At 60.8% G+C, this 26,477-nt stretch carries 25 protein-coding genes; 20 read left to right on the top strand and 5 right to left on the bottom strand.

Features of this window, described 5'->3' with window-relative positions:
- The first annotated feature begins 89 nt into the window (after window positions 1-89).
- Window positions 90-560 carry an Lrp/AsnC family transcriptional regulator gene (locus tag M5B98_RS07380; RefSeq protein WP_248742336.1) on the top strand — a complete coding sequence of 157 codons (471 nt, stop codon included), beginning with the start codon at window positions 90-92 and terminating at the stop codon, window positions 558-560.
- A gap of 39 nt (window positions 561-599) precedes the next feature.
- On the opposite strand, the gene M5B98_RS07375 is transcribed toward M5B98_RS07380, so the two are convergent.
- Window positions 600-1,970 carry an inorganic triphosphatase gene (locus tag M5B98_RS07375; protein WP_248742335.1) on the bottom strand — a complete coding sequence of 457 codons (1,371 nt, stop codon included), beginning with the start codon at window positions 1,968-1,970 and terminating at the stop codon, window positions 600-602.
- A 156-nt stretch (window positions 1,971-2,126) separates the two neighbouring features.
- Here M5B98_RS07375 and argE point away from each other — a divergent pair, with 156 nt between their 5' ends.
- Window positions 2,127-3,275, top strand: coding sequence for an acetylornithine deacetylase (gene argE / locus M5B98_RS07370; protein WP_248742334.1), 1,149 nt, complete (start codon window positions 2,127-2,129; stop codon window positions 3,273-3,275).
- A gap of 135 nt (window positions 3,276-3,410) precedes the next feature.
- On the top strand, window positions 3,411-4,709 hold the full coding sequence (gene argA / locus M5B98_RS07365; RefSeq protein WP_248742333.1) for an amino-acid N-acetyltransferase: 1,299 nt from the start codon (window positions 3,411-3,413) through the stop codon (window positions 4,707-4,709).
- An 81-nt stretch (window positions 4,710-4,790) separates the two neighbouring features.
- On the opposite strand, the gene tauA is transcribed toward argA, so the two are convergent.
- Window positions 4,791-5,780 carry a taurine ABC transporter substrate-binding protein gene (gene tauA / locus M5B98_RS07360; RefSeq protein ID WP_248742479.1) on the bottom strand — a complete coding sequence of 330 codons (990 nt, stop codon included), beginning with the start codon at window positions 5,778-5,780 and terminating at the stop codon, window positions 4,791-4,793.
- Window positions 5,781-6,145: 365 nt separating this feature from the next.
- Here tauA and M5B98_RS07355 point away from each other — a divergent pair, with 365 nt between their 5' ends.
- The 8 genes from M5B98_RS07355 to M5B98_RS07320 all read left to right on the top strand — a co-directional run bounded on the left by M5B98_RS07355 (window position 6,146) and on the right by M5B98_RS07320 (window position 13,326).
- Window positions 6,146-7,477: an OprD family porin gene (locus M5B98_RS07355; RefSeq protein ID WP_248742332.1), complete on the top strand. Its 1,332-nt coding sequence runs from the start codon at window positions 6,146-6,148 to the stop codon at window positions 7,475-7,477.
- Window positions 7,478-7,770: 293 nt separating this feature from the next.
- Window positions 7,771-8,409: a peroxiredoxin gene (locus M5B98_RS07350; RefSeq protein ID WP_085708987.1), complete on the top strand. Its 639-nt coding sequence runs from the start codon at window positions 7,771-7,773 to the stop codon at window positions 8,407-8,409.
- Window positions 8,410-8,650: 241 nt separating this feature from the next.
- Window positions 8,651-9,244 (top strand): NADPH-dependent FMN reductase, encoded by a 594-nt coding sequence (ssuE, locus tag M5B98_RS07345; protein WP_085708988.1) that lies wholly within the window; start codon window positions 8,651-8,653, stop codon window positions 9,242-9,244.
- 89 nt (window positions 9,245-9,333) lie between these two features.
- Window positions 9,334-10,314: a sulfonate ABC transporter substrate-binding protein gene (locus M5B98_RS07340; RefSeq protein WP_248742331.1), complete on the top strand. Its 981-nt coding sequence runs from the start codon at window positions 9,334-9,336 to the stop codon at window positions 10,312-10,314.
- 25 nt (window positions 10,315-10,339) lie between these two features.
- The gene (gene ssuD / locus M5B98_RS07335; RefSeq protein ID WP_192552522.1) at window positions 10,340-11,488 is read left to right on the top strand and encodes an FMNH2-dependent alkanesulfonate monooxygenase; all 1,149 of its coding nucleotides are present in this window, start codon (window positions 10,340-10,342) and stop codon (window positions 11,486-11,488) included.
- Window positions 11,489-11,497: 9 nt separating this feature from the next.
- Window positions 11,498-12,280 carry an aliphatic sulfonate ABC transporter permease SsuC gene (gene ssuC / locus M5B98_RS07330; RefSeq protein WP_011336451.1) on the top strand — a complete coding sequence of 261 codons (783 nt, stop codon included), beginning with the start codon at window positions 11,498-11,500 and terminating at the stop codon, window positions 12,278-12,280.
- Window positions 12,277-13,083 carry an aliphatic sulfonates ABC transporter ATP-binding protein gene (gene ssuB, locus M5B98_RS07325; RefSeq protein ID WP_085708992.1) on the top strand — a complete coding sequence of 269 codons (807 nt, stop codon included), beginning with the start codon at window positions 12,277-12,279 and terminating at the stop codon, window positions 13,081-13,083. Before ssuC ends, ssuB begins: the two co-directional genes overlap by 4 nt.
- 27 nt (window positions 13,084-13,110) lie before the next feature.
- Window positions 13,111-13,326, top strand: coding sequence for a TOBE domain-containing protein (locus M5B98_RS07320; protein ID WP_007953520.1), 216 nt, complete (start codon window positions 13,111-13,113; stop codon window positions 13,324-13,326).
- 70 nt (window positions 13,327-13,396) lie between these two features.
- Here the strand turns inward: M5B98_RS07320 and M5B98_RS07315 are convergent, their stop codons facing one another.
- Window positions 13,397-14,029 carry a TetR/AcrR family transcriptional regulator gene (locus tag M5B98_RS07315; RefSeq protein ID WP_248742330.1) on the bottom strand — a complete coding sequence of 211 codons (633 nt, stop codon included), beginning with the start codon at window positions 14,027-14,029 and terminating at the stop codon, window positions 13,397-13,399.
- A 118-nt stretch (window positions 14,030-14,147) separates the two neighbouring features.
- Entirely contained in the window at window positions 14,148-15,524 is a 1,377-nt protein-coding gene (locus M5B98_RS07310; RefSeq protein WP_085581012.1) for a glutamine synthetase family protein, read from the bottom strand.
- 278 nt (window positions 15,525-15,802) lie between these two features.
- On the opposite strand from M5B98_RS07310, the gene M5B98_RS28775 reads away from it, so the two are divergent.
- The 8 genes from M5B98_RS28775 (at window position 15,803) to M5B98_RS07270 (ending at window position 24,617) form a co-directional block, all read left to right on the top strand.
- Window positions 15,803-16,162, top strand: a complete 360-nt coding sequence (locus M5B98_RS28775) for a glutamine amidotransferase (protein ID WP_134828443.1) — start codon at window positions 15,803-15,805, stop codon at window positions 16,160-16,162.
- Window positions 16,163-16,256: 94 nt separating this feature from the next.
- Window positions 16,257-17,615 carry a glutamine synthetase family protein gene (locus tag M5B98_RS07300; RefSeq protein WP_011336448.1) on the top strand — a complete coding sequence of 453 codons (1,359 nt, stop codon included), beginning with the start codon at window positions 16,257-16,259 and terminating at the stop codon, window positions 17,613-17,615.
- Between the two features lie 56 nt (window positions 17,616-17,671).
- Window positions 17,672-19,036, top strand: coding sequence for an aspartate aminotransferase family protein (locus M5B98_RS07295; protein WP_085708995.1), 1,365 nt, complete (start codon window positions 17,672-17,674; stop codon window positions 19,034-19,036).
- A gap of 171 nt (window positions 19,037-19,207) precedes the next feature.
- Window positions 19,208-20,317, top strand: coding sequence for a polyamine ABC transporter substrate-binding protein (locus tag M5B98_RS07290; protein WP_085708996.1), 1,110 nt, complete (start codon window positions 19,208-19,210; stop codon window positions 20,315-20,317).
- 187 nt (window positions 20,318-20,504) lie between these two features.
- On the top strand, window positions 20,505-21,602 hold the full coding sequence (locus M5B98_RS07285; protein WP_318654173.1) for a polyamine ABC transporter substrate-binding protein: 1,098 nt from the start codon (window positions 20,505-20,507) through the stop codon (window positions 21,600-21,602).
- Window positions 21,603-21,670: 68 nt separating this feature from the next.
- Window positions 21,671-22,813, top strand: coding sequence for an ABC transporter ATP-binding protein (locus tag M5B98_RS07280; protein WP_085708998.1), 1,143 nt, complete (start codon window positions 21,671-21,673; stop codon window positions 22,811-22,813).
- 35 nt (window positions 22,814-22,848) lie between these two features.
- Entirely contained in the window at window positions 22,849-23,730 is an 882-nt protein-coding gene (locus tag M5B98_RS07275) for an ABC transporter permease subunit (RefSeq protein WP_170931574.1), read from the top strand.
- Complete coding sequence (locus tag M5B98_RS07270; protein WP_085709000.1) at window positions 23,727-24,617, top strand: ABC transporter permease subunit; 891 nt, start codon at window positions 23,727-23,729, stop codon at window positions 24,615-24,617. The genes M5B98_RS07275 and M5B98_RS07270 overlap by 4 nt, the downstream gene beginning before the upstream one ends.
- Before the next feature lie 58 nt (window positions 24,618-24,675).
- Here the strand turns inward: M5B98_RS07270 and M5B98_RS07265 are convergent, their stop codons facing one another.
- Window positions 24,676-25,317: an HD domain-containing protein gene (locus tag M5B98_RS07265; RefSeq protein WP_248742329.1), complete on the bottom strand. Its 642-nt coding sequence runs from the start codon at window positions 25,315-25,317 to the stop codon at window positions 24,676-24,678.
- 190 nt (window positions 25,318-25,507) lie between these two features.
- On the opposite strand from M5B98_RS07265, the gene M5B98_RS07260 reads away from it, so the two are divergent.
- Window positions 25,508-26,473 (top strand): GlxA family transcriptional regulator, encoded by a 966-nt coding sequence (locus M5B98_RS07260; protein ID WP_248742328.1) that lies wholly within the window; start codon window positions 25,508-25,510, stop codon window positions 26,471-26,473.
- Window positions 26,474-26,477: the final 4 nt, after the last annotated feature.

Below are 26,477 nucleotides of genomic sequence, written 5' to 3'. Positions count from 1 at the left end.
CGATGCCGGGCATTTCTTGTCTAAGATGAGTCGATTGGCCGGTTGATAGGGTGGATCAATTCGGTATTGGCTGCTTTTGAGGATTATTTATGCACAGCGAACTGGACAGCTATGACCGACGCATTCTCGCCCTGCTGCAAGAGGACGCTTCCCTGTCCAGCGCACAGATCGCCGAACAGGTGGGTCTGTCGCAGTCGCCGTGCTGGCGGCGGATTCAGCGAATGAAGGAGGAGGGGATCATTCGCGGCCAGGTGACCTTGCTCGATCGCAAGAAAATCGGCCTGAACACGCAGATCTTCGCCGAAATCAAACTCAACGCCCACGGCCGTTCGAACTTCACTGAGTTCACCGAGGCGATTCGCGGCTTTCCGGAAGTGCTGGAGTGCTACGTGTTGATGGGGGCGGTGGATTTTCTGTTGCGGATTGTCGCGGCGGACATCGAGGCGTATGAGCGGTTCTTCTTCGAGAAGCTGTCGATGGTGCCGGGGATTCAGGAAGTGAACTCGATTGTGGCGCTGTCGGAGATCAAGTCGACGACGAGCCTGCCGGTACTGCGCTGATGATCGTTCCCGTGAGCGGGAACGATCATCATCCGGGGATTACATGCGCAGCAGCATTTTCCAGGCGCGATTCTGGTAAACCGCAATCGCCTGATGCTTGCGTGCATCGAGCAGTTCATCGGTGATGGTCGGCTCGTTGGCCAGTTGCGCCAGTTTGTTCAGCTCGCCGTACAGACGATCCATTTCCGGGATCTCCAGCACGTTGCGCGCGTGGTGCAGCCAGACCTGGATGCGTTCGATGCGCGGCAGTTGCTCGGCCAGATCTTCCGGCTGCTGCTGATAACGCTGCAATTGCAGCGAAGTGGCTTCTTCGCCCAGCAGGCGCGGCAGCCAGCTTTGCAACTGCGCGGCACCCTGGCGATTGCCACGGGTGTTGCGGTCGGCCGCCCAGGTGCGGGCCAGCAACCAGCGCGAGGTGTTCAGCGAGAACAGGCCCCAGCGCGGATCTTCCAGTTCCTCGAGGAACTGCTCCGGCGCGGCTTTGCGCACGTCTTCGTCTTCAAGGCCGACTTGTACCAGCGGGCGCCAGTCTTCCAGCAAGGCGTCCAACGCAACGCGCAGGTCGTGGGTCGACTGACGCGGTGCGGCCTGGCCGAGGCTGCTCAGCAGGGCGCGCATTTCCGCGAGGCTTTCGACCCAGTCCTGCAGCAGGCGCCAGTGGCCGTTGAAGCGATACTGTTCGGCCAGACGCTGACTGCTGCCGAGCAGGTGCCAGCTCAGGGCGGCGAAGGCGTCGTCCAGCGGAGTTTCTGCGGTGATGGCCGGCGCCGGCAGGCTCAGCGAGTAGCTGTTGGCGTCGTACAGGCGATAACCGCGCTCGGCCTTGCTGATATCGCAAGGCATCAGGGCCAGGGTTTCGGCCAGTTCGGCGGCCAGTTCCAGCAGCGCGGCAGGCTCGCCTTCGCGCAGTTCCAGTTCCAGCTCGCAGATTTCTTCTTTCTGCTTGCCGACCACCACATGGCCCAGGTCCAGTGCGGCTTCGATGACCACTTTGGTCTTGCCACGGCCCCAGGCGATTTCGGCGCGCTCGCGGACGAAATCGGTGGTGAAGATCGGTTTCAGGGTTTTCTTGTCCAGCTCGGCGAGGGACTCGGGCCAGCATTCGCCGTCGAGTTTCTTCACATCGAGCTTGGCTTTGGGCAGGTGCCAGTCGTACTCGTTACGCTCGGACAGACCGGCGACGCTCTGGCCACGGGTCTTGAGGGTCTGAATCACTTCTTCGCCGTCCTTGCGCAGGCGCAGGGCAACCTTGGCCCGGGCCAGATCACGCTCGGGCGTGTCGAAGTATTGATTCATCAACTCACGGCGTTCCCAGCCACTTTTGTTGCGTTTTTTCAGGAGAGGGTGCTCGCGCAGGGCGGCGAGGGTTTCGCGGCTGACGCGGAGTTTGATTTCGGTTTCTTTCTGCATGGCCGGAAAATCCAGGATCGGGAGCGCAGCCGGGGGAATGTGTGGCTGCCAAGGTCGTGCAGTGTACAGGACTGAACCTTCCTACGCTTTGCGGCGGTTTATTCTCGGCGCCGGATGGTTCTATGATGGACTTCAATCCGGGAGTTGGAGTCAGCGATGCCTTTGCCATCCATGCAAGACCAGTTCGCTGCACTGATCGCCGTGCCGTCGGTCAGCTGCACCCAACCGAACCTGGATCAATCCAACCGGGCGGTGATCGATCTGCTTGCCGGATGGCTGGGAGATCTGGGTTTCAGCTGCGACATCCAGCAGGTCAGCCCCGGCAAGTTCAACCTGCTCGCCAGTTTCGGCAGCGGTCCCGGCGGGCTGGTGCTGGCCGGGCACAGCGACACGGTGCCCTACGACGATGCATTGTGGAAAACCGACCCGCTGAAACTCACCGAAGTCGACGGCCGCTGGGTCGGCCTCGGCAGTTGCGACATGAAGGGCTTTTTCGCCCTGATCATCGAGGCCGTGCAACCGCTGCTCGACCAGCCGTTCAGGCAGCCATTGCTGATCCTCGCTACCTGTGATGAAGAAAGCTCGATGTCCGGTGCCCGGGCGCTGGCCGAAGCAGGTCAGCCGCTGGGCCGGGCGGCAGTGATCGGCGAGCCGACCGGGCTCAAGCCGATCCGCATGCACAAAGGCATCATGATGGAACGCATCGATATCCTCGGGCAGAGCGGCCATTCGTCGGATCCGCGTCTGGGGCACAGCGCTCTGGAAGCCATGCACGACGCCATCGGCGAGCTGCGTGGTCTGCGTCTGCTGTGGCAACGCGAATTCAACAACCCGCAGTTCAGCGTGCCGCAGCCGACCATGAACTTCGGCTGCATCCATGGTGGCGACAATCCCAATCGCATCTGTGGCCAGTGTTCGCTGGAGTTCGATCTGCGGCCGCTGCCGGGGATGGACCCGAAGGTGCTGCGGACCGAGATCCTGCGCAAGCTCAACCCGGTCGCCGAGCGGCATCAGGTGAAGATCGATTACGCGCCGCTGTTCCCCGAGGTGCCGCCGTTCGAGCAGTCCGAGGACGCCGAGCTGGTGCGAATCGCCGAAAAACTCACCGGCCATGCGGCCGAAGCGGTAGCGTTCGGCACCGAAGCGCCTTATCTTCAGCGCCTTGGCTGCGAAACCATCGTGCTCGGCCCCGGCGACATCGCCTGCGCTCACCAGCCGGACGAGTACCTTGAAATGTCACGTTTGCAGCCTACCGTGCATCTATTGCGGCAGTTGATCGAACATTACTGTCTCAAAGCTGTATAAATTGCCGTCCTGCCAACCCGTATTCATGAGGAGAGCGCGCGTGTCGCCAAGCCTGTTCCGACGATAACCATCAGCCCGCTGTGCGTTTTCCGTTTCGCCCTTTTTCCGGCTGCTATTTATTACAGGCCCAGGTTCATGCCCGAATACGTCAATTGGCTTCGTCACGCGTCTCCTTATATCAATGCCCACCGCGACTGCACCTTCGTCGTCATGCTGCCCGGCGACGGCGTGGAGCATCCGAATTTCGGCAACATCGTCCATGACATCGTGCTGCTGCACAGTCTTGGCGTGCGACTGGTGCTGGTGCACGGTTCCCGCCCACAGATCGAAACCCGTCTCGCGGCGCGTGGCCTGACCCCGCATTACCACCACGGCATGCGCATCACCGATGCCGCGACGCTTGAGTGCGTAATCGACGCGGTCGGCCAGCTGCGCATCGCCATCGAAGCGCGGCTGTCGATGGACATGGCCTCGTCACCGATGCAGGGCTCTCGCCTGCGGGTGGCCAGCGGCAACCTGGTGACCGCGCGGCCGATCGGCGTGCTGGAAGGCGTCGACTATCACCACACCGGTGAAGTACGCCGGGTCGACCGCAAAGGTATCAACCGTCTGCTCGACGAGCGCTCCATCGTGCTGCTGTCGCCGCTGGGTTACTCGCCGACCGGTGAAATCTTCAACCTGGCCTGCGAAGACGTCGCCACCCGTGCTGCCATCGACCTGGGCGCCGACAAGCTGCTGCTGTTTGGTGCCGACCTCGGTCTGATCGACGAAAACGGCAAACTGGTGCGCGAGCTGCGCCCGCAACAGGTACCGGCGCATTTGCAGCGTCTGGGCAGCAACTATCAGGCGGAACTGCTGGATGCCGCCGCCGAAGCCTGCCGTGGCGGCGTGGCGCGTAGCCATATCGTCAGTTATGCCGAGGACGGCGCGCTGCTGACCGAACTGTTCACCCGCGACGGTGGCGGTACGCTGGTGGCCCAGGAACAGTTCGAACTGGTGCGCGAGGCGGCGATTGAAGACGTCGGCGGTCTGCTCGACCTGATCAGTCCGCTGGAAGAGCAGGGGATTCTGGTACGTCGCTCCCGTGAAGTGCTGGAGCGCGAGATCGAGCAGTTCAGCGTGGTCGAGCGCGAAGGGATGATCATCGCCTGTGCGGCGCTGTATCAGATTGCCGAATCGGATGCCGGTGAGCTGGCGTGCCTGGCGGTGAATCCGGAGTACCGCCATGGCGGTCGCGGTGATGAATTGCTTGAGCGCATCGAGACCCGTGCCCGGGCGCAGGGCCTGAAGACGCTGTTCGTCCTCACCACCCGCACCGCCCACTGGTTCCGCGAGCGTGGGTTCGAACCGAGCAGCGTCGAGCGTCTGCCGGCGGCCCGGGCTTCTCTCTATAACTATCAGCGCAATTCGAAGATTTTCGAAAAGTCTCTGTAACGTGGTGCCCTCATCGCGAGCAGGCTCGCTCCCACAAGGTTCACTGAGCCTGTGTGGGAGCGAGCCTGCTCGCGATAGCGTTTATTCGGTTACAAACTTCGCACTGACATAAGGCGCGTAATCGGGCAGTACGCTTTCGACCTTGCCTTGTTCCTTCAAAAATTTTGCCGTCTCGCCAATCGCCTTCGCCGTGCCGCCGTCCAGCAGCGCCGTGGTCTGTTGCGCCTTGGCATCGGGGAACGCCGAACCTGCGAGCAATTCCGGGACGTCGGCGGCGTTGGCACCGGTCAGTTTGGCGATTTTTTGCACCGGTACCGAGTCGGCAGTCCAGCTGTCTTTATGGGCGGCGTAGTCGGCGAACGAGTCCAGAGTCACCTTGGCGAATTTGGCCACGACCTCCGGATGCTTCTCGGCGAAGTCCTTGCGCGCGACCCAGACTTCGAAGGTTGGCGCGCCCCACTGGCCGACCTGTGCGGCATCGGTCAGGGTCTTGCCGGTCTTGCGGATTTCCCCCAGTGCCGGCGACCAGACAAAGGCGCCATCGATGTCGCCGCGTTTCCAGGCCGCCGCGATTTCTGCGGGTTGCAGGTTCACTACTTTGACTTTCGAGGTGTCCAGGCCCCAGTGCTTGAGTGCACCGAGCAGGCTGTAGTGGGAGGTGGAGACGAAGGGTGTGGCGATGGTCTTGCCCACCAGATCCTCGGGTTTGTCGATACCGCTGCCGTTGCGCACCACCAGCGCTTCGGCTGCATTGATCTGTGCTGAAACGATGAACGCGACAATCGGCAGATTACGCGAAGCGGCGGCCGCCAGCGGACTGGAACCGAGGTTGCCGATTTGTACGTCACCGGAGGCGATGGCTGTCACAACTTCCGGACCGCTATTGAAACGGCGCCAGTCGATTTTCTCGCCTATGGTCTTCTCGTAAACGCCGTCGGCTTGGGGGACTTTGCTTGGATCGATGCCGGTCTGGTAGCCGACAGTGAGGCTGGAAGCATGGACAGAAAAAGAAATCAGCGCTGACACACAAACTGTAACAAATTGACTAGATAGTGCACGTTTGGCCATGATGGCGTCGCCTTTTCGATAGGGTTTGACGAATCGGGGTTTCGCCAAAGCTAAACGATCTAAAAAAAGGCTAATAAATACCATTTAGGAATGAGCTTAGGCGCCGATACGCTGTATCCCGGTACAGATGGCCACTATCCAGCCATATTCCTGAATGGTATGAAAAAGAATGAATAAATTCTTTTTGGGTTTATCTGGAAGTCTTTACCCTGCAAGGACCAAATAACTGCGATTAGACCTTGGTCGTAGACGCACAAGGTTACGATTGACTTGTCAGTCACGGTCTGGCGCTAATCGCGCATCTTAGGATCCAGGGGCATCAGACTCCGGACCAGGAACACAAGAATTAGAAACGAGAGGAGCGATACATGAACAAGTCCACCCTGGCTCTGGCCGTGGCGGTAGGGGTTATTGCGCAGCAGGCAGGCGCAGCCGGTTTCATCGAAGACAGCAAGGCCACACTGGGGCTGCGTAACTTCTACATCAACACTGACAACCGCGATGGCACTGGCCCGAACAAGAACGAAGAGTGGGGCCAAGGCTTCGATCTGCGTTTCATCTCGGGTTACACCCAGGGCACCGTCCAGTTCGGCGTTGATGCCATCGGCCTGTACGGCCTGCGTCTGGATTCCAGCCCGGACAAGAGCGGCAACTCGACCGGTAGCGCTTCCGGCGGCACCATTTTCCCGAGCGATGGCAACCGTGCCGTGCATGACTTCGCCAGCCTGGGCCTGACCGGTAAGGTCAAGATCTCCCAGACCGAGCTGAAGGTCGGTACCCTGATGCCGAACAACCCGGTCATCAAGTACAACGATGGTCGTCTGCTGCCACAAACCTTCACCGGTGGCGAGCTGAAGTCCAACGAGATCAAGGATCTGACCCTGACTGCCGGTCAGATCGAGTCCGCCAAGGGCCGTAACTCCAGCAACGACGAAAACCTGTCGATTGCCGGTGCGAACGCTAACTCGAACTACGATGCTGGCAAGTTCAGCAACAAGTTCTACTACGGTGGTGCTGACTACAAAATCACCAAAGACCTGACCGCATCGTATTACTACGGTGAGCTGAAGGACTTCTACTCGCAGAATTTCCTGGGTCTGGTACACAACTGGGCCATCGGTCCGGGCGTGCTGAAAAGCGACCTGCGTTACTACCGCAGCCGTGACAACGGCTCCAACGGTAATGAGTCGGCCTACTTCACCTCCGGTTACTACCCAGACAACAAGGTCAAGAACCGCGGTAAGGTCGACAACGATCTGTACAGCTACCTGGCACTGTACTCCGTTGAAGGTCACACCTTCGGCGCCGGCTACCAGTACACCAAGGGCGACAGCGACTTCCCTTGGCTGAACCAGGGTGACGGTTCGTCCAACAGCACCATCACCGACATGCAGATCCAGAAGTTCGCCCGTGCCGGCGAGCGTACCTGGCAGGCTCGCTACGCCTATGACTTCGCCAAGGTTGGCGTGCCTGGCCTGACCGCCGGTGTGATCTACCTGCGTGGCGACAACATCGACACCACTCTGGGTGAAAAAACCGAGTGGGAACGTGACCTGACCGTTGGTTACGTGATTCCGGAAGGCCCGCTGAAGAACCTCGGCGTTGCCTGGAAGAACGCCATGTGGCGCACCGACCTGGCGAACACCCGTTCCCAGGACGAAAACCGCCTGATCGTCAGCTACTCGATCCCGCTGCTGTAATAGCGCTCGAGCAACCGACGTAAAAAAGCCCCGTCCGGCATCGCGCCGGACGGGGCTTTTGCGTTTTCGGGTCAGGCCCACCCCCGTAGACCTTTCCCGGCATTTCCCTCTTTACAGCAACTCAAGGCCTTCTCGAACCTTGGGGCCGATGTTCGGCGCGTTGCCGGCGAGCGTCCAGTGAACAGAAGTTTAATATTCTCAAATGGTCTAGATATCTAGTTATTTATTCTTTTTCTGAATGGCAAATCCCGAGCTACAGTTGAGGTCTCCAACAACTCATCAGGAGCAGCACCATGAGCCTCAGACTCGGCGATATCGCCCCCGATTTCGAACAGGACTCCAGCGCCGGCAAGATTCGTTTCCACGAATGGCTGGGCAACAGCTGGGGCGTGCTGTTTTCCCATCCGGCGGACTTCACCCCGGTGTGCACCACCGAGCTGGGCTTCACCGCCAAGCTCAAGGATGAGTTCACCAAACGCGGCGTGAAAGCCATCGCGCTGTCGGTCGATCCGGTGGACTCGCACCACAAGTGGATCGAAGACATCAACGAAACCCAGAACACCATCGTCAACTTCCCGATCCTGGCCGATGCCGATCGCAAGGTGTCCGATCTCTACGACCTGATCCACCCGAACGCCAGCGACACCCTGACCGTGCGCTCGCTGTTCGTGATCGATCCGAACAAGAAGATCCGCCTGACTATCACTTACCCGGCGAGCACCGGGCGCAACTTTCACGAAATCCTGCGGGTGATCGACTCGCTGCAACTCACCGACAACTACAAGGTGGCCACGCCGGCCAACTGGCAGGACGGTGAAGAGGTGGTGATCGTGCCGTCGCTCAAGGATGAAGATGAAATCAAGCAACGCTTTCCGAAGGGCTATCGCGCGGTGAAGCCTTACCTGCGCCTCACGCCACAACCGAACAAATAACCTACCTCGGATCGTTCCCGGGTTCTGCGTGAGGGCGATCAGCAAAAACCACGATGCAGGGTTTCAGGCCGTTTTCACGGCCTGTTTTTTTGCCCGGAGAAAAGTGAAACGTATATCTCCATAAAGAATAACCAAATGAATAAATATGATTTATGGATATATGAATCAGCTGATAAGGTCACTCTCATTGAAGCGAGATCGCAACCCGCGAATCGCCGGTAACGCGCAAGGAATCGTCTGAATGCTGGTCGTCTCACTCGGTGGCAGTCCCAGTCAACGCTCCCGTTCCGGGGTGTTGCTGGAGCGCTCGCAACGCTGGTTGCAGCAGCAAGGGGTGGAAGTGGTGAGTTATCAGGTGCGGGACTTTCCCGCCGAAGACCTGCTCCACGCCCGCTTCGACAGCCCGAAGGTGCTCGACCTGCTGCAACAGATTGAAAACGCCGATGGCCTGCTGATCGCCACCCCGGTCTACAAGGCGTCGTTCTCCGGCGCCCTGAAAACCCTGCTCGATCTGCTGCCGGAACGCGCCCTGAACCACAAGATTGTCTTGCCGATGGCCACAGGCGGCAGCATCGCCCACATGCTGGTGGTCGATTACGCACTCAAACCGGTGCTGTCGGCGTTGAAGGCCCAGGAAATGCTGCAAGGGATTTTTGCCGAGGACAGCCAGATCGCCTACGGCGAAGGCAGTGCGGCGGCGCAGCTGGCGCCGGCTCTGGAACAGCGACTGCATGAAGCGCTGGACCAGTTTGTCAGTGCCATGGCACGCCGGCCGAAGCCACTGGAGCCGGGGTTGTTGAACGAACGTTTGTTGAGTGCTCGCTGGAGCATTTGAGCCACATCGACACTTGAAGTACTGGCCTTACTCGCCCGCCAACGGGCAAGCAGGTGCAGCCAAAACCCAACAGCAAAAAGGAGAGCGCTATGCGCACTGTATTTTTGCGTCGTGGTCTGGTCGCTCTGTTTGCTGCGGCTGTCACCTTCGGCGCCATCACTCAAGCTCAGGCCGAGACGCTACGAATCGGTTATCAGAAGTACGGCACGCTGGTGCTGCTCAAAGCCAAGGGCACCCTGGAAAAACGTCTCGCCGCCCAAGGCGTCGACGTGCAATGGACTGAATTCCCCGGCGGCCCGCAACTGCTGGAAGGCCTGAACGTCGGCTCGATCGACTTCGGCGTCACCGGCGAAACCCCGCCGGTCTTCGCCCAGGCAGCCGGTGCCGATCTGCTCTACGTCGCTTACGAACCGCCCGCGCCGAACAGCGAAGCGATCCTTGTGCCGAAAGACTCGCCGATCAAGTCGGTGGCGGATCTCAAGGGCAAGAAAGTCGCCCTGAACAAAGGCTCCAACGTCCACTACCTGCTGGTGCGTGCACTGGAAGACGCCGGCCTCAAGTACACCGACATTCAAACCGTATTCCTGCCGCCGGCCGATGCCCGCGCCGCGTTCGAACGCGGCAGCGTCGACGCCTGGGTCATCTGGGACCCGTACCAGGCCGCCGCCGAGCAACAGCTGCAAGCGCACACCCTGCGTGACGGCAAAGGCATCGTCGACAACCACCAGTTCTACCTGGCGACCAAACCCTACGCACAGAAAAATCCCGAGGTGATCAAGACCCTCGTGGAAGAAGTGCGCGCTGTCGGTGAGTGGTCCAAGGCCAATCCGCAAGACGTGACCCAGCAGGTCGCGCCACTGCTCGGCCTGCCGGCAGACATCACCTTGACCTCGGTGAAACGCCAGGGCTACGGCGCGCTGTTCCTGACCCCGGAAGTGGTCGCCGCGCAACAGAAAATCGCCGACACCTTCTACCAGCTCAAGCTGATTCCCAAGCCGTTGAGCATCAAGGACGTGATCTGGACCCCACCGGCCGCTGTGGCCCAAAGCTCGGTTACCAAAGCCCAGTAAATCGAATCCCCAAGGAGACCACTCCATGAGCCTCAACATCTTCTGGTTCCTGCCTACCCACGGCGACGGCCATTACCTTGGCACCGCCGAAGGCGCCCGCGCCGTCGACCACGGCTATCTGCAACAGGTCGCGCAAGCGGCAGATCGCCTTGGCTTCGGCGGCGTGCTGATTCCCACTGGCCGCTCCTGCGAGGATTCGTGGCTGGTGGCGGCATCGCTGATCCCGGTGACCCAGCGCCTGAAGTTTCTGGTCGCCCTGCGCCCCGGGATCATTTCCCCGACGGTGGCGGCGCGTCAGGCGGCGACCCTGGATCGTCTGTCCGGCGGTCGTGCGCTGTTCAACCTGGTGACTGGCGGCGATCCGGAAGAGTTGGCCGGCGACGGTCTGTTCCTCGATCACGAAGCGCGCTATCAGGCTTCGGTGGAATTCACCCGGATCTGGCGTCGGGTGCTGGAAGGCGAGACTGTGGATTACGACGGCGAGCACATCAGCGTGAAGGGTGCCAAATTGCTCTATCCGCCGATCCAGCAACCGCGTCCGCCGCTGTATTTCGGTGGTTCGTCGGAAGCGGCGCAGGATCTGGCTGCCGAACAAGTGGAAATGGTCCTGACCTGGGGCGAGCCGCCAGCGGCGGTTGCCGAAAAGATTGAACAGGTTCGCGCCAAAGCGGCCAGGCTCGGGCGCACCGTACGCTTCGGTATTCGTCTGCATGTGATCGTGCGGGAAACCAACGCTGAAGCCTGGCAGGCGGCGGATCGCCTGATCTCGCATCTGGACGACGACACCATCAAGCGTGCCCAGGCTTCGCTGGCGCGGTTCGACTCGGTCGGCCAGCAGCGCATGGCCGCGCTGCATGGTGGTAGCCGCGACAACCTCGAAGTCAGCCCGAACCTGTGGGCCGGCGTCGGTCTGGTGCGCGGCGGTGCCGGTACGGCACTGGTGGGCGACGGCCCGACCGTGGCCGCACGGGTGAAGGAATACGCGGCACTGGGTATCGATACCTTCATCTTCTCCGGTTATCCACACCTCGAAGAGTCGTATCGCGTCGCCGAGCTGCTGTTCCCGCACCTCGACGTCGAGCGCCCGGAACTGCCGAAAAGCGCGGGTTACGTCAGCCCATTCGGCGAGATGGTGGCCAACGACATTCTTCCCAAAGCCGCGTCCCAGAGCTGAGGCGCCGCCATGAAGAAATTTATCCACAGCCTCGCGCCCTGGGCGTTGCCGGTGTTGCTGCTGGCGGTGTGGCAGTTGTCGGTGTCGGCGGGCTGGTTGTCGACGCGGATTCTGCCGGCACCGGTGGCGGTGATCGAAGCCGGCGTGAGCCTGGTGCGCAGTGGTGAAATCTGGACGCACCTGGCAATCAGCGGCTGGCGCGCGGCGCTGGGCTTCACCATCGGTGGCAGCATCGGTCTGGTGCTGGGCTTCATCACCGGTCTGTCGAAGTGGGGCGAGCGCCTGCTCGACAGTTCGGTGCAGATGATCCGCAACGTGCCGCACCTGGCGCTGATTCCGCTGGTGATCCTGTGGTTCGGCATCGACGAGTCGGCGAAGATTTTCCTGGTGGCATTGGGCACGTTGTTCCCGATCTACCTCAACACCTATCACGGCATCCGTAACGTCGATCCGGCGCTGGTGGAAATGGCGCGCAGTTATGGCCTGTCCGGTTTCAGCCTGTTCTGGCAGGTGATTCTGCCAGGTGCATTGCCTTCGATTCTGGTCGGCGTGCGCTTCGCCCTGGGCTTCATGTGGCTGACGCTGATCGTGGCGGAAACCATCTCCGCCAGCTCCGGCATCGGTTATCTGGCGATGAATGCCCGTGAGTTCCTGCAGACCGACGTGGTGGTGCTGGCGATTCTGCTCTACGCGGTGCTCGGCAAGCTGGCCGACCTCGCGGCTCGTGGCCTTGAACGTGTGTGGTTGCGCTGGCATCCGGCCTATCAAGTGGCGAAAGGAGGTGCGGCATGACGGCTCAACAACCTCCACGCCTGCTGCGCGGGATTCCGCTGGTGGTGCGCAATCTGCAAAAGACCTTCGGCGCGCGGCAGGTGTTGCGCGACATCGACCTGCACATTCCGGCGGGGCAGTTCGTCGCCGTGGTCGGGCGCAGCGGCTGTGGCAAGAGCACCTTGCTGCGCTTGCTGGCCGGCCTCGATCAGCCCACCGGCGGCGATCTGCTCGCGGGTGCCGCACCGCTCAGCGATGCCCGGGAAGACACCCGGCTGATGTTTCAGGAAGCACGGCTGCTGCCGTGGAAAAAGATCATCGACAACGTCGGTCTCGGCCTCAAGGGCAACTGGCGTCCTCAAGCCCTGGAAGCGCTGGATGCCGTTGGCCTGGCGGATCGCGCCAATGAATGGCCGGCGGCATTGTCCGGCGGGCAGAAGCAGCGTGTGGCGCTGGCCCGGGCGTTGATCCATCAACCGCGTCTGCTGTTGCTCGACGAGCCGCTCGGCGCACTGGACGCGCTGACCCGGATCGAGATGCAGCAACTGATCGAACGTCTCTGGCAACAGCATGGTTTCACCGTGTTGCTGGTGACCCACGATGTCAGCGAAGCGGTGGCGATTGCCGACCGGGTGATTCTGATCGAGGACGGCGAAGTCGGTCTCGATCTGCAAGTGGAGCTGCCGCGCCCTCGGGTCCGTGGCTCCCATCGGCTGGCAGCGCTGGAAACCGAAGTACTCAACCGTGTGTTGTCCCTGCCCGGCGAGCCGCCGGCGCCGGAACCCGTTTCACCCTTGCCTACGCAATTGCGCTGGGCTCAATAACTCAAGCAAACGACAGGAATCAATGCCATGACTATCAAAGCCATCAACGTACGCAACCAGTTCAAAGGCGCGATCAAGGAGATCGTTCTCGGCGACGTGCTGTCGGAAATCGACGTGCAGACCGCTTCCGGCATCGTCACTTCGGTGATCACAACCCGTTCGGTCAAGGAGCTGGAGCTGGAGGTCGGCAGCGAAGTAATCGCCTTCGTGAAATCCACCGAGGTGTCCATCGCCAAGTTGTAAGCCTGTGAGTAAAAAACAACCCCGAAGGGCGTGAGCCCTTCGGGGTTTTTTGTGTCTGTCGCGTGCTGCGCTAGAGAACCCGCTTGGGCAGATACGGCGGCAGATACAGCCCGATGTAGGCATCGAACACGCGCATTCCTTCCTCGGCCATGCGCGGGGTGATCCGCCCGTGCTGCTGCACCGAGCGGGCGTAGACGCGGTCGCCCAGCTCCATGGCCAGCGCGAACACGTCGACGTCATCCGGCAGCTTCGGCAGTTCGAAGTGATGGTCGAACAGCTTGTGCATCAGGTCGCCCAGTTCGAGGTCGTGCTGGCGGTCGGCCTGGGTGACTTCGGTCAGGCCGTGCTGCGCGAGGATCAGTTGGCGGGCGGCGGCGTCTTCGTCGTAGATCTCCAGCATCCGTTGCTCGACCAGGCGGGACAGGTCGCGCCAGTCGCGCAGGGCATCGTGATCGATCGGCGCTTGCAGGCAGGCGCGGAAGGCCGCGTGAACATCTGCCGTCAGACCTTCGAGCAAGGCCGGGACGCTGGCGAAGAAATGGTAGACCGAGGAGGGGGGGATCTGCGCCCGTTCGGCCACGCTGTAGACCGACAGGCTCGCCACGCCCTCGGCGGCCAGCAGCGTGCGCGCGGCGTCGAGTATCGAATCGATTCGTGCCTGACTGCGGGCACGGGGTTTGCGGACGGGGGCGGGACGCGTCATGAAAGTCTCCTGCGGGGCAGCGGGCATTGTACGCAGAGCTTGAATCTCTGCCACAGAGGCCAATAAAAAAACGCCGCGGGCTGGGAAGCCAACGGCGTTTTCATGTGCTGCAGTCCGCTTAAACGGTGTGCAGATACCAGTTGTACTCAAGGTCGGAGATGGAGTGTTCGAACTCCTCCAGCTCGCTTTCCTTGCAGGCGACGAAGATATCGATGTATTTCGGATCGATGTACTTGGCCATCACCTCGCTGTCGTCCAGCTCGCGCAGGGCATCGCGCAAGTTGTTCGGCAGGCTCTGCTCGTTCTGCTCGTAGCTGTTGCCTTCGGTCGGGGCCGGTGGCTCGATCTTGTTGGTCAGGCCGTGATGCACGCCTGCCAGGACCGAGGCCATCAGCAGGTACGGGTTGGCGTCGGCGCCGGCAACGCGGTGTTCCAGGCGGACCGCATCGGCGGAGCCGGTCGGTACGCGCAGGGCCACGGTGCGGTTGTCCAGGCCCCAGCTCGGCGAGTTCGGCACGTAGAACTGTGCGCCGAAACGACGGTAGGAGTTGACGTTGGGGCAGAGGAAAGCCATCTGCGCGGGCAGGGTCTCGAGCACACCGCCGATCGCGTGACGCAGCGCGGCGTTCTGCTCGGGATCCTCGCTGGCAAAAATGTTTTTGCCATCTTTGTCGAGAACCGAAATGTGCACATGCAGACCGTTGCCTGCCTGGCCAGGGTACGGCTTGGCCATGAAGGTGGTGTCCATTTCATGGTCGTAGGCGATGTTCTTGATCAGACGCTTGAGCAGTACCGCGTAGTCGCAAGCCTTGATCGGGTCGGCGACGTGGTGCAGGTTCACTTCGAACTGCGCCGGGGCACTTTCCTTGACGATGGCGTCAGCCGGGATGCCTTGCTCTTTCGCACCTTCCAGAATGTCCTGGAGGCAGTCGACGTATTCGTCGAGGTCGTCGATCAGGTAGACCTGTGTCGAATGCGGGCGTTTGCCGGAGATCGGCGAGCGTGGCGGCTGAGGGCGGCCGTTCACGTTTTCCTGGTCGATCAGGTAGAACTCGAGTTCGAATGCGGCGCAGATGGTCAAGCCCAGCTCGTCAAACTTTGCAACAACTTGACGGAGCACTTCGCGCGGGTCGGCGAAGAAAGGGTCACCTTCGAGTTCGTGCATGGTCATCAGCAGTTGCGCGGTAGGACGCTTTTGCCATGGCTCGTTGCACAGGGTATCGGGGATTGGATAGCAGATACGGTCGGCGTCGCCGATGTCCAGGCCCAGGCCGGTGCTTTCCACCGTCGAACCATTGATATCCAGAGCAAATAGAGAGGCCGGCAGGTTGATGCCTTTCTCGTAAACCTTGTGGAGGCTGGTGCGTTCGATGCGCTTGCCGCGCACCACACCATTCATATCCGCAATCAGAAGGTCAACGTACAGAACCTCAGGATGTTCCTTAAGGAACGCGTTCGCTTCGTTAAGCTGAACGGCACGCGGGGGTACCGACATGATGCAACACCTTTGTTGTTAAAAATATCAATCATTGATCTTTTCTGGTTTCAGTCAACCCGAACGGCATGCCGAAGTCAAGCGAGGCCTTTTTTGCCCCGAAAAAGCGCCGCGAGGGCATTTATGGGGCACTTTGGGGCATTTTTTTATCCGTGAAAGACGCGCCACCCGCAGGCTTGAGCAGGCCGTGTTGTATTTTTTACGGGGGTGTTGTGTAAAAAAATGAACAAGGCTAAGCTCGGGTCAAACCCATAACAGCAATAATACCGGGGTGCTTCATGTCTCGCCTGCCGTTAATCGGCGTCACCGACTGCTCCGTGCAGTACGGTCTGCATGCTTATCACATCAGTGGCGACACGTCCGTCCGCAGCGCAGCCGACAGCCAGGCTCGCATTCTGCCAGCGATCTCTTTGTCCATGGCGGATCAGGCGCCGGCGTCCGATATTCTGGACGCGGGGAAGGGCATCCTCTTCAGCGGTTCTCCTTTCAATATAGATCTCTTTCCTGCTCCCGGCCTGCACCGCGCCCGTCGCCGTGCCCGTGATTCTGCACACCCTGGATGTGCACAGGAAATGCAACGCCAGCGTAAAGGGCAGGTAAGCTCCTCCTTCATTGTCGATGCGCGGTGCCAGGCGTAAGCCGGTACTGCGCGCAAACAAGCCCCCTTTAACGCGACGCCCCGTGCGTCAAACCTGCCTGACACGCGTCAGGAGACTCAGCCCAGAGGCATTTATGAGCAACAACCTCGACCAGCTCACCGATTGGTTGAAAGACCACAAGATCACAGAAGTCGAATGCATGATCGGCGACTTGACCGGCATCACCCGGGGCAAGATCTCGCCGACCAACAAGTTCATCGCCGAGAAAGGCATGCGTCTGCCGGAAAGCGTTTTGTTGCAAACGGTGACTGGCGACTACGTCGAAGACGACATCTATTACGAACTGCTCGACCCGGCCGACATCGACATGATCTGCCGCCCCGACCAGAACGCCGTGTACCTGGTGCCATGGGCCATCGAGCCGACCGCCCAGGTGATCCACGACACCTACGACAAGCAAGGCAACCCGATCGAGCTGTCGCCGCGCAACGTGCTCAAGAAAGTCCTGAAACTCTATGCCGACAAGGGCTGGCAGCCGATCGTGGCGCCGGAAATGGAGTTCTACCTGACCAAACGCAGCGACGACCCCGACTATCCGTTGCAGCCGCCGGTCGGCCGTTCCGGGCGTCCGGAAATCGGTCGTCAGTCGTTCTCCATCGAAGCGGCGAACGAGTTCGATCCGCTGTTCGAAGACGTCTACGACTGGTGCGAACTGCAGGAGCTGGATCTCGACACGCTGATCCACGAAGACGGCACCGCGCAGATGGAAATCAACTTCCGTCACGGTGATGCCCTGTCCCTGGCAGACCAGATTCTGGTGTTCAAGCGCACCATGCGTGAGGCCGCCCTCAAGCACAACGTAGCCGCGACCTTCATGGCCAAACCGATGACCGGCGAGCCGGGCAGTGCGATGCACCTGCACCAGAGCATCATCGACATCGAGACCGGCAAGAACGTGTTCTCCAATGACGACGGCACCATGAGCCAGCTGTTCCTGCACCACATCGGTGGCCTGCAGAAACTGATCCCGGAACTGCTGCCGCTGTTCGCACCGAACGTCAACTCGTTCCGCCGCTTCCTGCCGGACACTTCGGCACCGGTGAACGTGGAGTGGGGCGAAGAAAACCGCACCGTGGGCCTGCGCGTACCGGATGCCGGCCCGCAGAACCGCCGAGTGGAAAACCGCCTGCCGGGCGCCGACGCCAACCCGTACCTGGCGATTGCCGCGAGCCTGCTTTGCGGCTACATCGGCATGGTCGAAGGCATCAACCCGAGCGCGCCGGTGGTGGGCCGTGGTTACGAGCGCCGCAACCTGCGTCTGCCGCTGACCATCGAAGATGCGCTGGAGCGCATGGAAAACAGCGCAACCATCGAGAAATACCTGGGCAAGACCTTCATCACCGGCTACGTCGCGGTCAAGCGGGCCGAGCATGAAAACTTCAAGCGCGTGATCAGTTCCTGGGAGCGTGAGTACCTGCTCTTCGCCGTCTGATACGCCGGGCGCGGTGGCCAGCCGCCGCGCCTTCACCGATAACAAGGAGAATTGGCATGACCAGCAACAACCCGCAAACCCGTGAGTGGCAAGCCCTCAGCAGCGAGCACCACCTGGCCCCGTTCAGCGACTTCAAGCAGCTGAAAGAAAAGGGTCCGCGGATCATCACCAACGCCAAGGGCGTGTACCTGTGGGACAGCGAGGGCAACAAGATCCTCGATGGCATGGCGGGTCTGTGGTGTGTGGCGATCGGTTATGGCCGCGATGAGCTGGCGGATGCTGCCGCGAAGCAGATGCGCGAACTGCCTTACTACAACCTGTTCTTCCAGACCGCGCACCCGCCGGCACTGGAACTGGCCAAGGCCATCGCCGACGTGGCGCCGGAAGGCATGAACCACGTGTTCTTCACCGGTTCCGGCTCCGAAGGCAACGACACCATGCTGCGCATGGTTCGCCACTACTGGGCGATCAAGGGCCAGCCGAACAAGAAAGTCATCATCAGCCGCAAGAACGGCTACCACGGTTCCACCGTGGCCGGCGCCAGCCTGGGCGGCATGACCTACATGCACGAACAGGGCGACCTGCCGATTCCGGGCATCGTCCACATCGCCCAGCCGTACTGGTTCGCCGAAGGCGGCGACATGACCCCGGAAGAATTCGGGATCTGGGCCGCCAATCAGCTGGAAGAGAAGATTCTGGAAGTCGGCGTCGACAACGTCGGTGCCTTCATTGCCGAGCCGATCCAGGGCGCCGGCGGCGTGATCATTCCGCCAGACACCTACTGGCCGCGCATCAAGGAAATCCTCGCCAAGTACGACATCCTGTTCGTGGCGGACGAAGTGATCTGCGGTTTCGGCCGTACCGGTGAATGGTTCGGCAGCGATTTCTACGACCTCAAGCCGCACATGATGACCATCGCCAAAGGCCTGACGTCCGGCTACATCCCGATGGGTGGCCTGATCGTGCGCGACGAAGTGGTGGCGGTGCTCAACGAGGGTGGCGATTTCAACCACGGCTTCACCTACTCCGGTCACCCGGTGGCGGCGGCGGTGGGTCTGGAAAACATCCGGATCCTGCGCGACGAAAAAATTATCGAGAACGCGCACAACGAAACGGCACCGTATTTGCAGAAACGTCTGCGCGAACTGAACGATCACCCGTTGGTGGGGGAAGTACGCGGAGTCGGTCTGCTGGGGGCCATCGAGCTGGTGCAGGACAAGGCCACTCGCAAGCGTTACGAAGGCAAGGGTGTGGGCATGATCTGCCGCCAGTTCTGCTTCGACAACGGACTGATCATGCGCGCCGTGGGCGATACCATGATCATTGCGCCGCCGCTGGTGATCAGCAAGGCGGAGATCGATGAGCTGGTGACCAAGGCACGCAAGTGCCTGGACCTGACCCTCAGTGCATTGCAGGGCTAAGTGCTAGGCTTCGAGCGATGGAGCTGTTGCGCTGTCGCTCGGAGCAGTTGGAAAGGCTGGTCTTTTCTTGAAAGACCGCCTCGTATCTTGCCAGACTAGCCGCGGTTCCAGTTGTCCGGGTTCGGCCGCTGAACAAAGTGGTTCAAAAAAGAAAAATTTGGAGCATGACGCATGAAGGCATTAGGTAAAAAGCTTGCTGGCAAGACTCTTCTGGCCCTGTCCGTCGCGGGCATGATGGCGGGCGCGGTTCACGCGGACGACAAAGTGCTGCACGTCTACAACTGGTCCGACTACATCGCTCCGGACACCATCGCGAACTTCGAGAAAGAGTCGGGGATCAAGGTGGTCTACGACGTATTCGATTCCAACGAGACCCTGGAAGCCAAGCTGCTGGCGGGCAAGTCCGGCTACGACGTGGTCGTGCCGTCCAACAACTTCCTGGCCAAGCAGATCAAGGCCGGCGTGTACCAGGAACTGGATCGCTCCAAGCTGCCTAACTGGAAGAACCTGAACCAGGACCTGCTCAAGGCCGTGTCGGTCAGCGACCCGGACAACAAGCATGCCTTCCCGTACATGTGGGGTTCGATCGGCATCGGCTACAACCCGGAGAAGGTCAAGGCTGCGCTGGGCGTCGACAAGATCGATTCCTGGGACGTGCTGCTGAAGCCGGAAAACATCGCCAAGCTCAAGGGCTGCGGCGTGAGCTTCCTCGATTCGCCGACCGAGATGCTGCCGGTCGCGCTGCACTACCTGGGCCTGCCAACCGACTCCCAGAAGAAAGAAGACATCAAGAAAGCCGAGGACCTGTTCCTCAAGATTCGTCCTTCGATCACCTACTTCCACTCCTCCAAGTACATCTCGGACCTGGCCAACGGCAACATCTGCGTAGCGGTCGGCTACTCGGGTGACGTGCAGCAGGCCAAGTCCCGTGCCGCCGAGGCCGGTGACAAGGTGAAAGTCAGCTACGCCATTCCGAAGGAAGGCGCTGGCAGCTTCTTCGACATGGTCGCCATTCCGAAGGATGCCGAAAACGTTGAAGGCGCCTACAAGTTCATGACCTTCCTGCAGAAGCCTGAAGTCATGGCCGGCATCACCAACGCCGTACGTTTCCCGAACGGTAACGCTGCTGCAACACCACTGGTAGAGAAAGACATCACCAGCGATCCAGGCATCTACCCGCCAGCCGACGTGCAGGCGAAGCTGTATGCCATCGCCGATCTGCCGGCGGCAACCCAGCGTGAAATGACGCGCAGCTGGACCAAGATCAAATCCGGCAAATAAGCCGGTTTGAAGCCGCAACCGCTGGCCGTCGCCTTCACCCGGGCGGCCAGTGGTGCAATTAAATGACAGAAAGTTTTGCTGCAACGGTTTTTCGAAGGTAAGTTGCGCGCCGGTTTTGTTGCCGGGCAACCGTGACTGTCATGCAGCGCGGGGCAACTTGGGCCCAACTAAATCAGAGGACCTCCACTTGCCTATTTTTTCTTCTTTGCGCAATGCCCTGCTGGCCGCTGCCGGCCTGACGTTCGCTGTCGGTGCCCAAGCCGCCGGTACTGTGCATATTTATAACTGGTCGGATTACATCGGCGAGACCACCCTGGCCGATTTCCAGAAAGAAACCGGGATCAAGCCGGTCTACGACGTGTTCGATTCCAACGAAACCCTGGAAGGCAAACTGCTCGCCGGGCGTACCGGTTACGACGTGGTCGTGCCGTCGAACCACTTCCTCGGCAAGCAGATCAAGGCGGGCGCGTTCCAGAAGCTCGACAAGGCGCAACTGACGAACTACACCAATCTCGACCCGGTGCTGCTCAAGCGCCTGGAACAGAACGACCCGGGCAACCAGTACGCCGTGCCGTACCTGTGGGGCACCAACGGCATCGGCTACAACGTCGACAAAGTGAAAGCCGTGCTCGGCGTCGACAAGATCGACTCCTGGAGCGTGCTGTTCGAACCCGAGAACATCAAGAAGCTGCACAGCTGCGGCGTGGCGTTCCTCGATTCGGCCGATGAAATGATGCCGACCGTGCTCAACTACATGGGCCTGAACGCCAACAGCACCGATCCCAAGGATTACGAGAAAGCCACGGCCAAATTGCTGGCGGTGCGCCCTTACGTGACCTACTTCCACTCCTCGAAATACATCGGCGACCTGGCCAACGGCGACATCTGCGTGGCCATCGGTTTCTCCGGCGACATCTTCCAGGCCAAGCACCGTGCCGAAGAAGCCAAGAAGGGCGTCAACATCGCCTACGCCATCCCGAAAGAGGGCGGCGCACTCTGGTTCGACATGCTGGCGATTCCGAAGGATTCGGCCAACGTCAAAGAGGCCCACGCCTTCATCAACTATTTGCTGAAACCTGAGGTGATTGCCCAGGTCAGTGATTACGTCGGTTACGCCAACCCCAACCCGGGTTCGGACAAGCTGATGGAGCAGTCCATCCGCACCGACGAAGCGGTTTATCCACCGCAGGCCGTCCTCGACAAGACCTATGTGTCGATCGAGTTGCCACCGAATATTCAGCGTTTGATGACCCGCAGCTGGACCAAGGTCAAGTCGGGTAAATAACGCGCAAACCATCCTGGGTTCGTCTTGCGTGGGCGAACTGCACTCTTTTTTTTCTGGGAGTTTCGTAAATGGCAGTTGCCTCCGGCGCCTATAAGAAAGCCCTCGAGGGCGACCAGACACCGAAACAGGTGCTGGTTAAAATCGACCGGGTCACGAAGAAGTTCGACGAGACGGTTGCCGTGGACGATGTGTCCCTGGAAATCAAGAAGGGCGAGATCTTCGCCCTGCTCGGCGGTTCGGGATCGGGCAAATCCACTCTGCTGCGGATGCTGGCAGGGTTCGAACGGCCCACGGAGGGGCGCATTTTCCTCGACGGCGTCGACATCACCGACATGCCGCCGTACGAGCGACCGATCAATATGATGTTCCAGTCCTACGCCCTGTTCCCGCACATGACCGTGGCGCAGAACATCGCGTTCGGCCTCAAGCAGGACAAGATACCGGCAGCCGAGATCGACGCCCGTGTGGCCGAGATGCTCAAGCTGGTGCAGATGAGCCAGTACGCCAAGCGCAAGCCGCACCAGTTATCCGGCGGCCAGCGTCAGCGTGTGGCGCTGGCGCGTTCGCTGGCCAAGCGGCCGAAGCTGTTGCTGCTCGACGAGCCGATGGGCGCGCTCGACAAGAAACTGCGTTCGCAGATGCAACTGGAGCTGGTTGAGATCATCGAGCGCGTCGGCGTGACCTGCGTGATGGTGACCCACGACCAGGAAGAGGCCATGACCATGGCCGAGCGCATCGCGATCATGCACCTGGGCTGGATCGCCCAGATCGGCAGCCCGATCGACATCTACGAAACCCCGACCAGCCGTCTGGTCTGCGAATTCATCGGCAACGTGAACATCTTCGAAGGCGAAGTGATCGACGACGCCGAAGGCCACGCGACCATCACCTGCAAGGACCTCGACCGGCAGATCTACGTCGGCCACGGCATCAGCACCTCGGTGCAGGACAAGTCCGTGACCTACGCGATCCGTCCGGAAAAACTGCTGGTCACCGCCGAAATGCCGACCTGCGAGTACAACTGGTCCAGCGGCAAGGTGCACGACATCGCCTACCTCGGCGGGCACTCGGTGTTCTACGTCGAACTGCCGAGCGGCAAGCTGGTGCAGTCGTTCGTGGCCAACGCCGAACGTCGTGGCGCACGTCCGACCTGGGGCGATCAGGTCTACGTGTACTGGGAAGACGACAGCGGCGTGGTACTTCGCTCATGAACATGCGCAAATTCAAACGCCGGCTCAATCGAATAATTCCCGGTGGCCGCCAGCTGGTCATCGGGGTGCCGTTCATCTGGCTGTTCCTGTTCTTCATGCTGCCGTTCTTCATCGTTCTGAAGATCAGCTTCGCCGAAGCGGACGTGGCCATCCCGCCGTACACCGAGATCTACACCTACGCCGAGCAGAAGCTGCAGTTGCTGCTGAACCTTGGCAACTACGCGATGCTCGGCGACGACGAACTGTACATCTCGGCGTACCTCGGTTCGTTGAAGATGGCGTTCTTCAGCACGCTGCTGTGCCTGCTGATCGGCTACCCGATGGCCTACGCCATCGCCAGCGCCCGCAAGGAAGTGCAGACGGTGCTGGTGCTGCTGATCATGATGCCGACCTGGACCGCGATCCTGATCCGCGTTTACGCGTGGATGGGCATCCTCAGCAACAACGGCCTGCTCAACGGTTTCCTGATGAGCATGGGCTTGATCGACGAACCGCTGCAGATCCTCAACACCAACCTCGCGGTGTACATCGGCGTTGTCTATTCGTACCTGCCGTTCATGATCCTGCCGCTGTACGCCAACCTGGTGAAACACGATACCAGCCTGCTGGAAGCCGCGTCCGACCTGGGTTCGAGCACCTTCAACAGCTTCTGGAAAATCACTGTTCCGCTGTCCAAGAACGGCATCATCGCCGGCTGCATGCTGGTGTTCATCCCGGTGGTGGGCGAGTTCGTGATCCCGGAACTGCTCGGCGGTCCGGAAACCCTGATGATCGGTAAAGTGCTCTGGCAAGAGTTCTTCAACAACCGTGACTGGCCGGTGGCGTCCGCCCTGGCGGTGGTGATGCTGGCGATCCTGATCGTGCCGATCATCCTGTTCAACCGCAGTCAGGCCAAGGAAATGGAGGGTAAAGAATGAAGCGCTTCCGTTTCTCCAGCCTGATGCTGGTGCTCGGCCTGTTGTTCATCTACCTGCCGATGCTGATCCTGGTGATCTACTCGTTCAACGCCTCGAAACTGGTGACGGTATGGGGCGGCTGGTCGATCAAGTGGTACGTCGGCCTGCTCGACAACACCCAGTTGATGGGCTCGGTGGTGCGCTCGCTGGAAATCGCCTGCTACACCGCCGTCGCGGCGGTGGCGCTGGGTACGCTGGCGGCCTTCGTGCTGACCCGCATCACCCGCTTCAAGGGCCGCACGCTGTTCGGTGGTCTGGTGACTGCGCCGCTGGTAATGCCCGAGGTGATTACCGGTCTGTCGCTGTTGCTGCTGTTCGTGGCGATGGCGCAGATGATCGGCTGGCCCCAGGAGCGTGGCATCGTCACCATCTGGATCGCCCACACCACGTTCTGTGCGGCGTATGTGGCGGTGGTGGTGTCGGCGCGTCTGCGTGAGCTGGACCTGTCCATCGAAGAAGCGGCGATGGACCTGGGTGCGCGGCCGTGGAAGGTGTTCTTCCTGATCACTATCCCGATGATCGCGCCGTCGCTGGCGGCGGGTGGCATGATGTCGTTCGCCCTGTCGCTGGACGACCTGGTGCTGGCGAGCTTCGTCTCCGGCCCGGGCTCGACGACCCTGCCGATGGAAGTGTTCTCGGCGGTGCGTCTGGGCGTGAAACCCGAGATCAACGCCGTGGCCAGCCTGATTCTGCTGGCGGTGTCGCTGGTGACCTTCATGGTCTGGTTCTTCAGCCGCCGTGCCGAAGAGTCGCGCCGCAAGGCGATCCAGCAAGCCATCGAAGAAGGCGCTGCCGATTCGTGGAAACAACCGGACGTGCGCCGGGCGCAGACGCCGGAAGCGGCTTAAGTCTGCAAACACAAAAAACCTCGCGACCGGTAACGGCCGCGAGGTTTTTTTATGCCCGTCAGGAAATCCACGGAGACTGGCGAATGACCTCGACGAAATTCATCGGCTGGAACCCCGGCATCTGATCTTTCAGCACATCGGTCTTCACATTGCCGAACGTGGTCTGCGGGCGATGACGCAAGCCATCGGCAAACGCGCAGATGATGCACTCCTTGAAGCCTTCGCCCCGTGGGTGCGCATGCACCACTGCCTCGCGCTGCACCGTGGTGAACGCCGCGTAGTCCATGCCCAGCACATCCATCTCGACGCCTGCGGTCACCAGCGCCACGGTCGGACGCAGATGCTTCGGTACGCCCGGCGTGGTGTGCAGGGCGATCGACAGCCAGACCTGTTCGATGTCGTCGTCGCTCAACCCGTAGGACTTGAGAAACGCCGCTGCCGCGTTGGCGCCATCGACTTCGAAACGTTCGTCATCGCTGCGGTGGCCGTCGACCAGACCCAGATCGTGGAACATCGCACCGACGTACAGCAGCTCCGGATCGTAGGCCAGTTGCCGGCGTTCGCCGCTCAAGGCGCCGAACAGAAACACCCGGCGCGAGTGGTGGTAAAGCAGGTCGGATTCGATGTCGCGGATGTACTCGGTGGTGGCCCGGGCCAGGGCGCTGTCGGGGATCTTGATACCGGCGATGGTCGTGGTCATGTTGAGCTTCCTCGTCGAAAACGCCGTTGCGGCGCTGATGGGGAAAGTCTGTTCCCGGGGGCAAAACCGGACAATCGATCCATGGCTGCGATCCTTGCCATTCCACCTGCAAATCGTGCCAGCTCGCTTCTGCGGCGCGGATTGGCTAGGGTTGGCGCAGATCCGTCAATCCCCGGGAGCCGACATCGCCATGAACAAAACCGTCGCCATCGTGGTGTTCCCCGGCGTGCAGGCGCTGGACGTCAGTGGGCCCATGGATGTGTTTGCCGAAGCCAATCGTTTCCTGGCGCCGGAGGATCATTACCGGCTCGAAGTGATCGGCGTCGAACGCGGGCCGATGGCGTGTTCCAACGGGCTGACCCTGAGTGCGCATCGGCATTTCAGCGACGTGCGGGAAGCGTATGACTTGCTGCTGGTGGCCGGCGGACCACAGTTGCCGTTCCTGGATTTTGGCGAGGCGTTTGATGCGTGGTTGCGCGAGGCCTGCGGGCGGGCGCGGCGGTTCGGCTCGATCTGCAACGGTGCGTTCATGCTCGCGCGTGCCGGGTTGCTGGACGGGCGCACGGTCACCACCCACTGGAACGACGCCGAGGCGCTGGCGCAGTTGTGCCCGTCCAGTCGGGTCGAGGCCGATCGGTTGTACGTCGAGGACGGTCAGCTCTACACCTCGGCGGGGGTGACGGCGGGGATCGATCTGTCGCTGTACCTGCTGGCGCGTGATTACGGCGCCGAAGTGGCGCTGAGCGTGGCCAAGCGGCTGGTGGTGTTTACCCAGCGCTCGGGCGGACAGTCGCAGTTCAGCCCGTTCCTCACGCCCCACGCCGAACCGACGTCGGCGGTGGCGATGGTGCAGCTGTATGTGCTGGCCAATCTTACCGGCGACCTGACCATCGCCGACCTGGCGAATGCCGCCAACATGAGTGCGCGGAATTTCTCCCGGGTATTTGCTCGCGAAGCGAAAGTCACCCCGGCGGAATTCGTCGAGCGGGCGCGGGTGGATGCGGCGCGGGTGATGCTCGAAAGCACCACGGCGCCGCTGAAGACGGTGGCGTATCAGTGCGGGTTTCGCGATGCGCAACATATGCGCAGCGTGTTCAACCGCCGGCTGGGGGTGACACCGCAGCAGTTCCGGCTGAATTTTGCGGCGATGGTTTGAGCGG

The organism is Pseudomonas sp. MWU12-3088 (assembly GCF_023242405.1).
Classification (GTDB): Bacteria; Pseudomonadota; Gammaproteobacteria; order Pseudomonadales; family Pseudomonadaceae; genus Aquipseudomonas; species Aquipseudomonas kribbensis.
Note: the sequence above shows the minus strand (reverse complement) of the source record. Positions and strands in the feature narration are given on the sequence as shown.

Excerpts from the sequence above, each read along its gene's own strand:
- M5B98_RS07380 (WP_248742336.1), top strand. The coding sequence starts at position 90 with ATGCACAGCGAACTGGACAGCTATGACCGACGCATTCTCGCCCTGCTG.
- M5B98_RS07375 (WP_248742335.1), bottom strand. The coding sequence starts at position 1,970 with ATGCAGAAAGAAACCGAAATCAAACTCCGCGTCAGCCGCGAAACCCTC.
- argE (WP_248742334.1), top strand. The coding sequence starts at position 2,127 with ATGCCTTTGCCATCCATGCAAGACCAGTTCGCTGCACTGATCGCCGTG.
- argA (WP_248742333.1), top strand. The coding sequence starts at position 3,411 with ATGCCCGAATACGTCAATTGGCTTCGTCACGCGTCTCCTTATATCAAT.
- M5B98_RS07355 (WP_248742332.1), top strand. The coding sequence starts at position 6,146 with ATGAACAAGTCCACCCTGGCTCTGGCCGTGGCGGTAGGGGTTATTGCG.
- M5B98_RS07350 (WP_085708987.1), top strand. The coding sequence starts at position 7,771 with ATGAGCCTCAGACTCGGCGATATCGCCCCCGATTTCGAACAGGACTCC.
- ssuE (WP_085708988.1), top strand. The coding sequence starts at position 8,651 with ATGCTGGTCGTCTCACTCGGTGGCAGTCCCAGTCAACGCTCCCGTTCC.
- M5B98_RS07340 (WP_248742331.1), top strand. The coding sequence starts at position 9,334 with ATGCGCACTGTATTTTTGCGTCGTGGTCTGGTCGCTCTGTTTGCTGCG.
- ssuD (WP_192552522.1), top strand. The coding sequence starts at position 10,340 with ATGAGCCTCAACATCTTCTGGTTCCTGCCTACCCACGGCGACGGCCAT.
- ssuC (WP_011336451.1), top strand. The coding sequence starts at position 11,498 with ATGAAGAAATTTATCCACAGCCTCGCGCCCTGGGCGTTGCCGGTGTTG.
- ssuB (WP_085708992.1), top strand. The coding sequence starts at position 12,277 with ATGACGGCTCAACAACCTCCACGCCTGCTGCGCGGGATTCCGCTGGTG.
- M5B98_RS07320 (WP_007953520.1), top strand. The coding sequence starts at position 13,111 with ATGACTATCAAAGCCATCAACGTACGCAACCAGTTCAAAGGCGCGATC.
- M5B98_RS07315 (WP_248742330.1), bottom strand. The coding sequence starts at position 14,029 with ATGACGCGTCCCGCCCCCGTCCGCAAACCCCGTGCCCGCAGTCAGGCA.
- M5B98_RS07310 (WP_085581012.1), bottom strand. The coding sequence starts at position 15,524 with ATGTCGGTACCCCCGCGTGCCGTTCAGCTTAACGAAGCGAACGCGTTC.
- M5B98_RS28775 (WP_134828443.1), top strand. The coding sequence starts at position 15,803 with ATGTCTCGCCTGCCGTTAATCGGCGTCACCGACTGCTCCGTGCAGTAC.
- M5B98_RS07300 (WP_011336448.1), top strand. The coding sequence starts at position 16,257 with ATGAGCAACAACCTCGACCAGCTCACCGATTGGTTGAAAGACCACAAG.
- M5B98_RS07295 (WP_085708995.1), top strand. The coding sequence starts at position 17,672 with ATGACCAGCAACAACCCGCAAACCCGTGAGTGGCAAGCCCTCAGCAGC.
- M5B98_RS07290 (WP_085708996.1), top strand. The coding sequence starts at position 19,208 with ATGAAGGCATTAGGTAAAAAGCTTGCTGGCAAGACTCTTCTGGCCCTG.
- M5B98_RS07280 (WP_085708998.1), top strand. The coding sequence starts at position 21,671 with ATGGCAGTTGCCTCCGGCGCCTATAAGAAAGCCCTCGAGGGCGACCAG.
- M5B98_RS07270 (WP_085709000.1), top strand. The coding sequence starts at position 23,727 with ATGAAGCGCTTCCGTTTCTCCAGCCTGATGCTGGTGCTCGGCCTGTTG.
- M5B98_RS07265 (WP_248742329.1), bottom strand. The coding sequence starts at position 25,317 with ATGACCACGACCATCGCCGGTATCAAGATCCCCGACAGCGCCCTGGCC.
- M5B98_RS07260 (WP_248742328.1), top strand. The coding sequence starts at position 25,508 with ATGAACAAAACCGTCGCCATCGTGGTGTTCCCCGGCGTGCAGGCGCTG.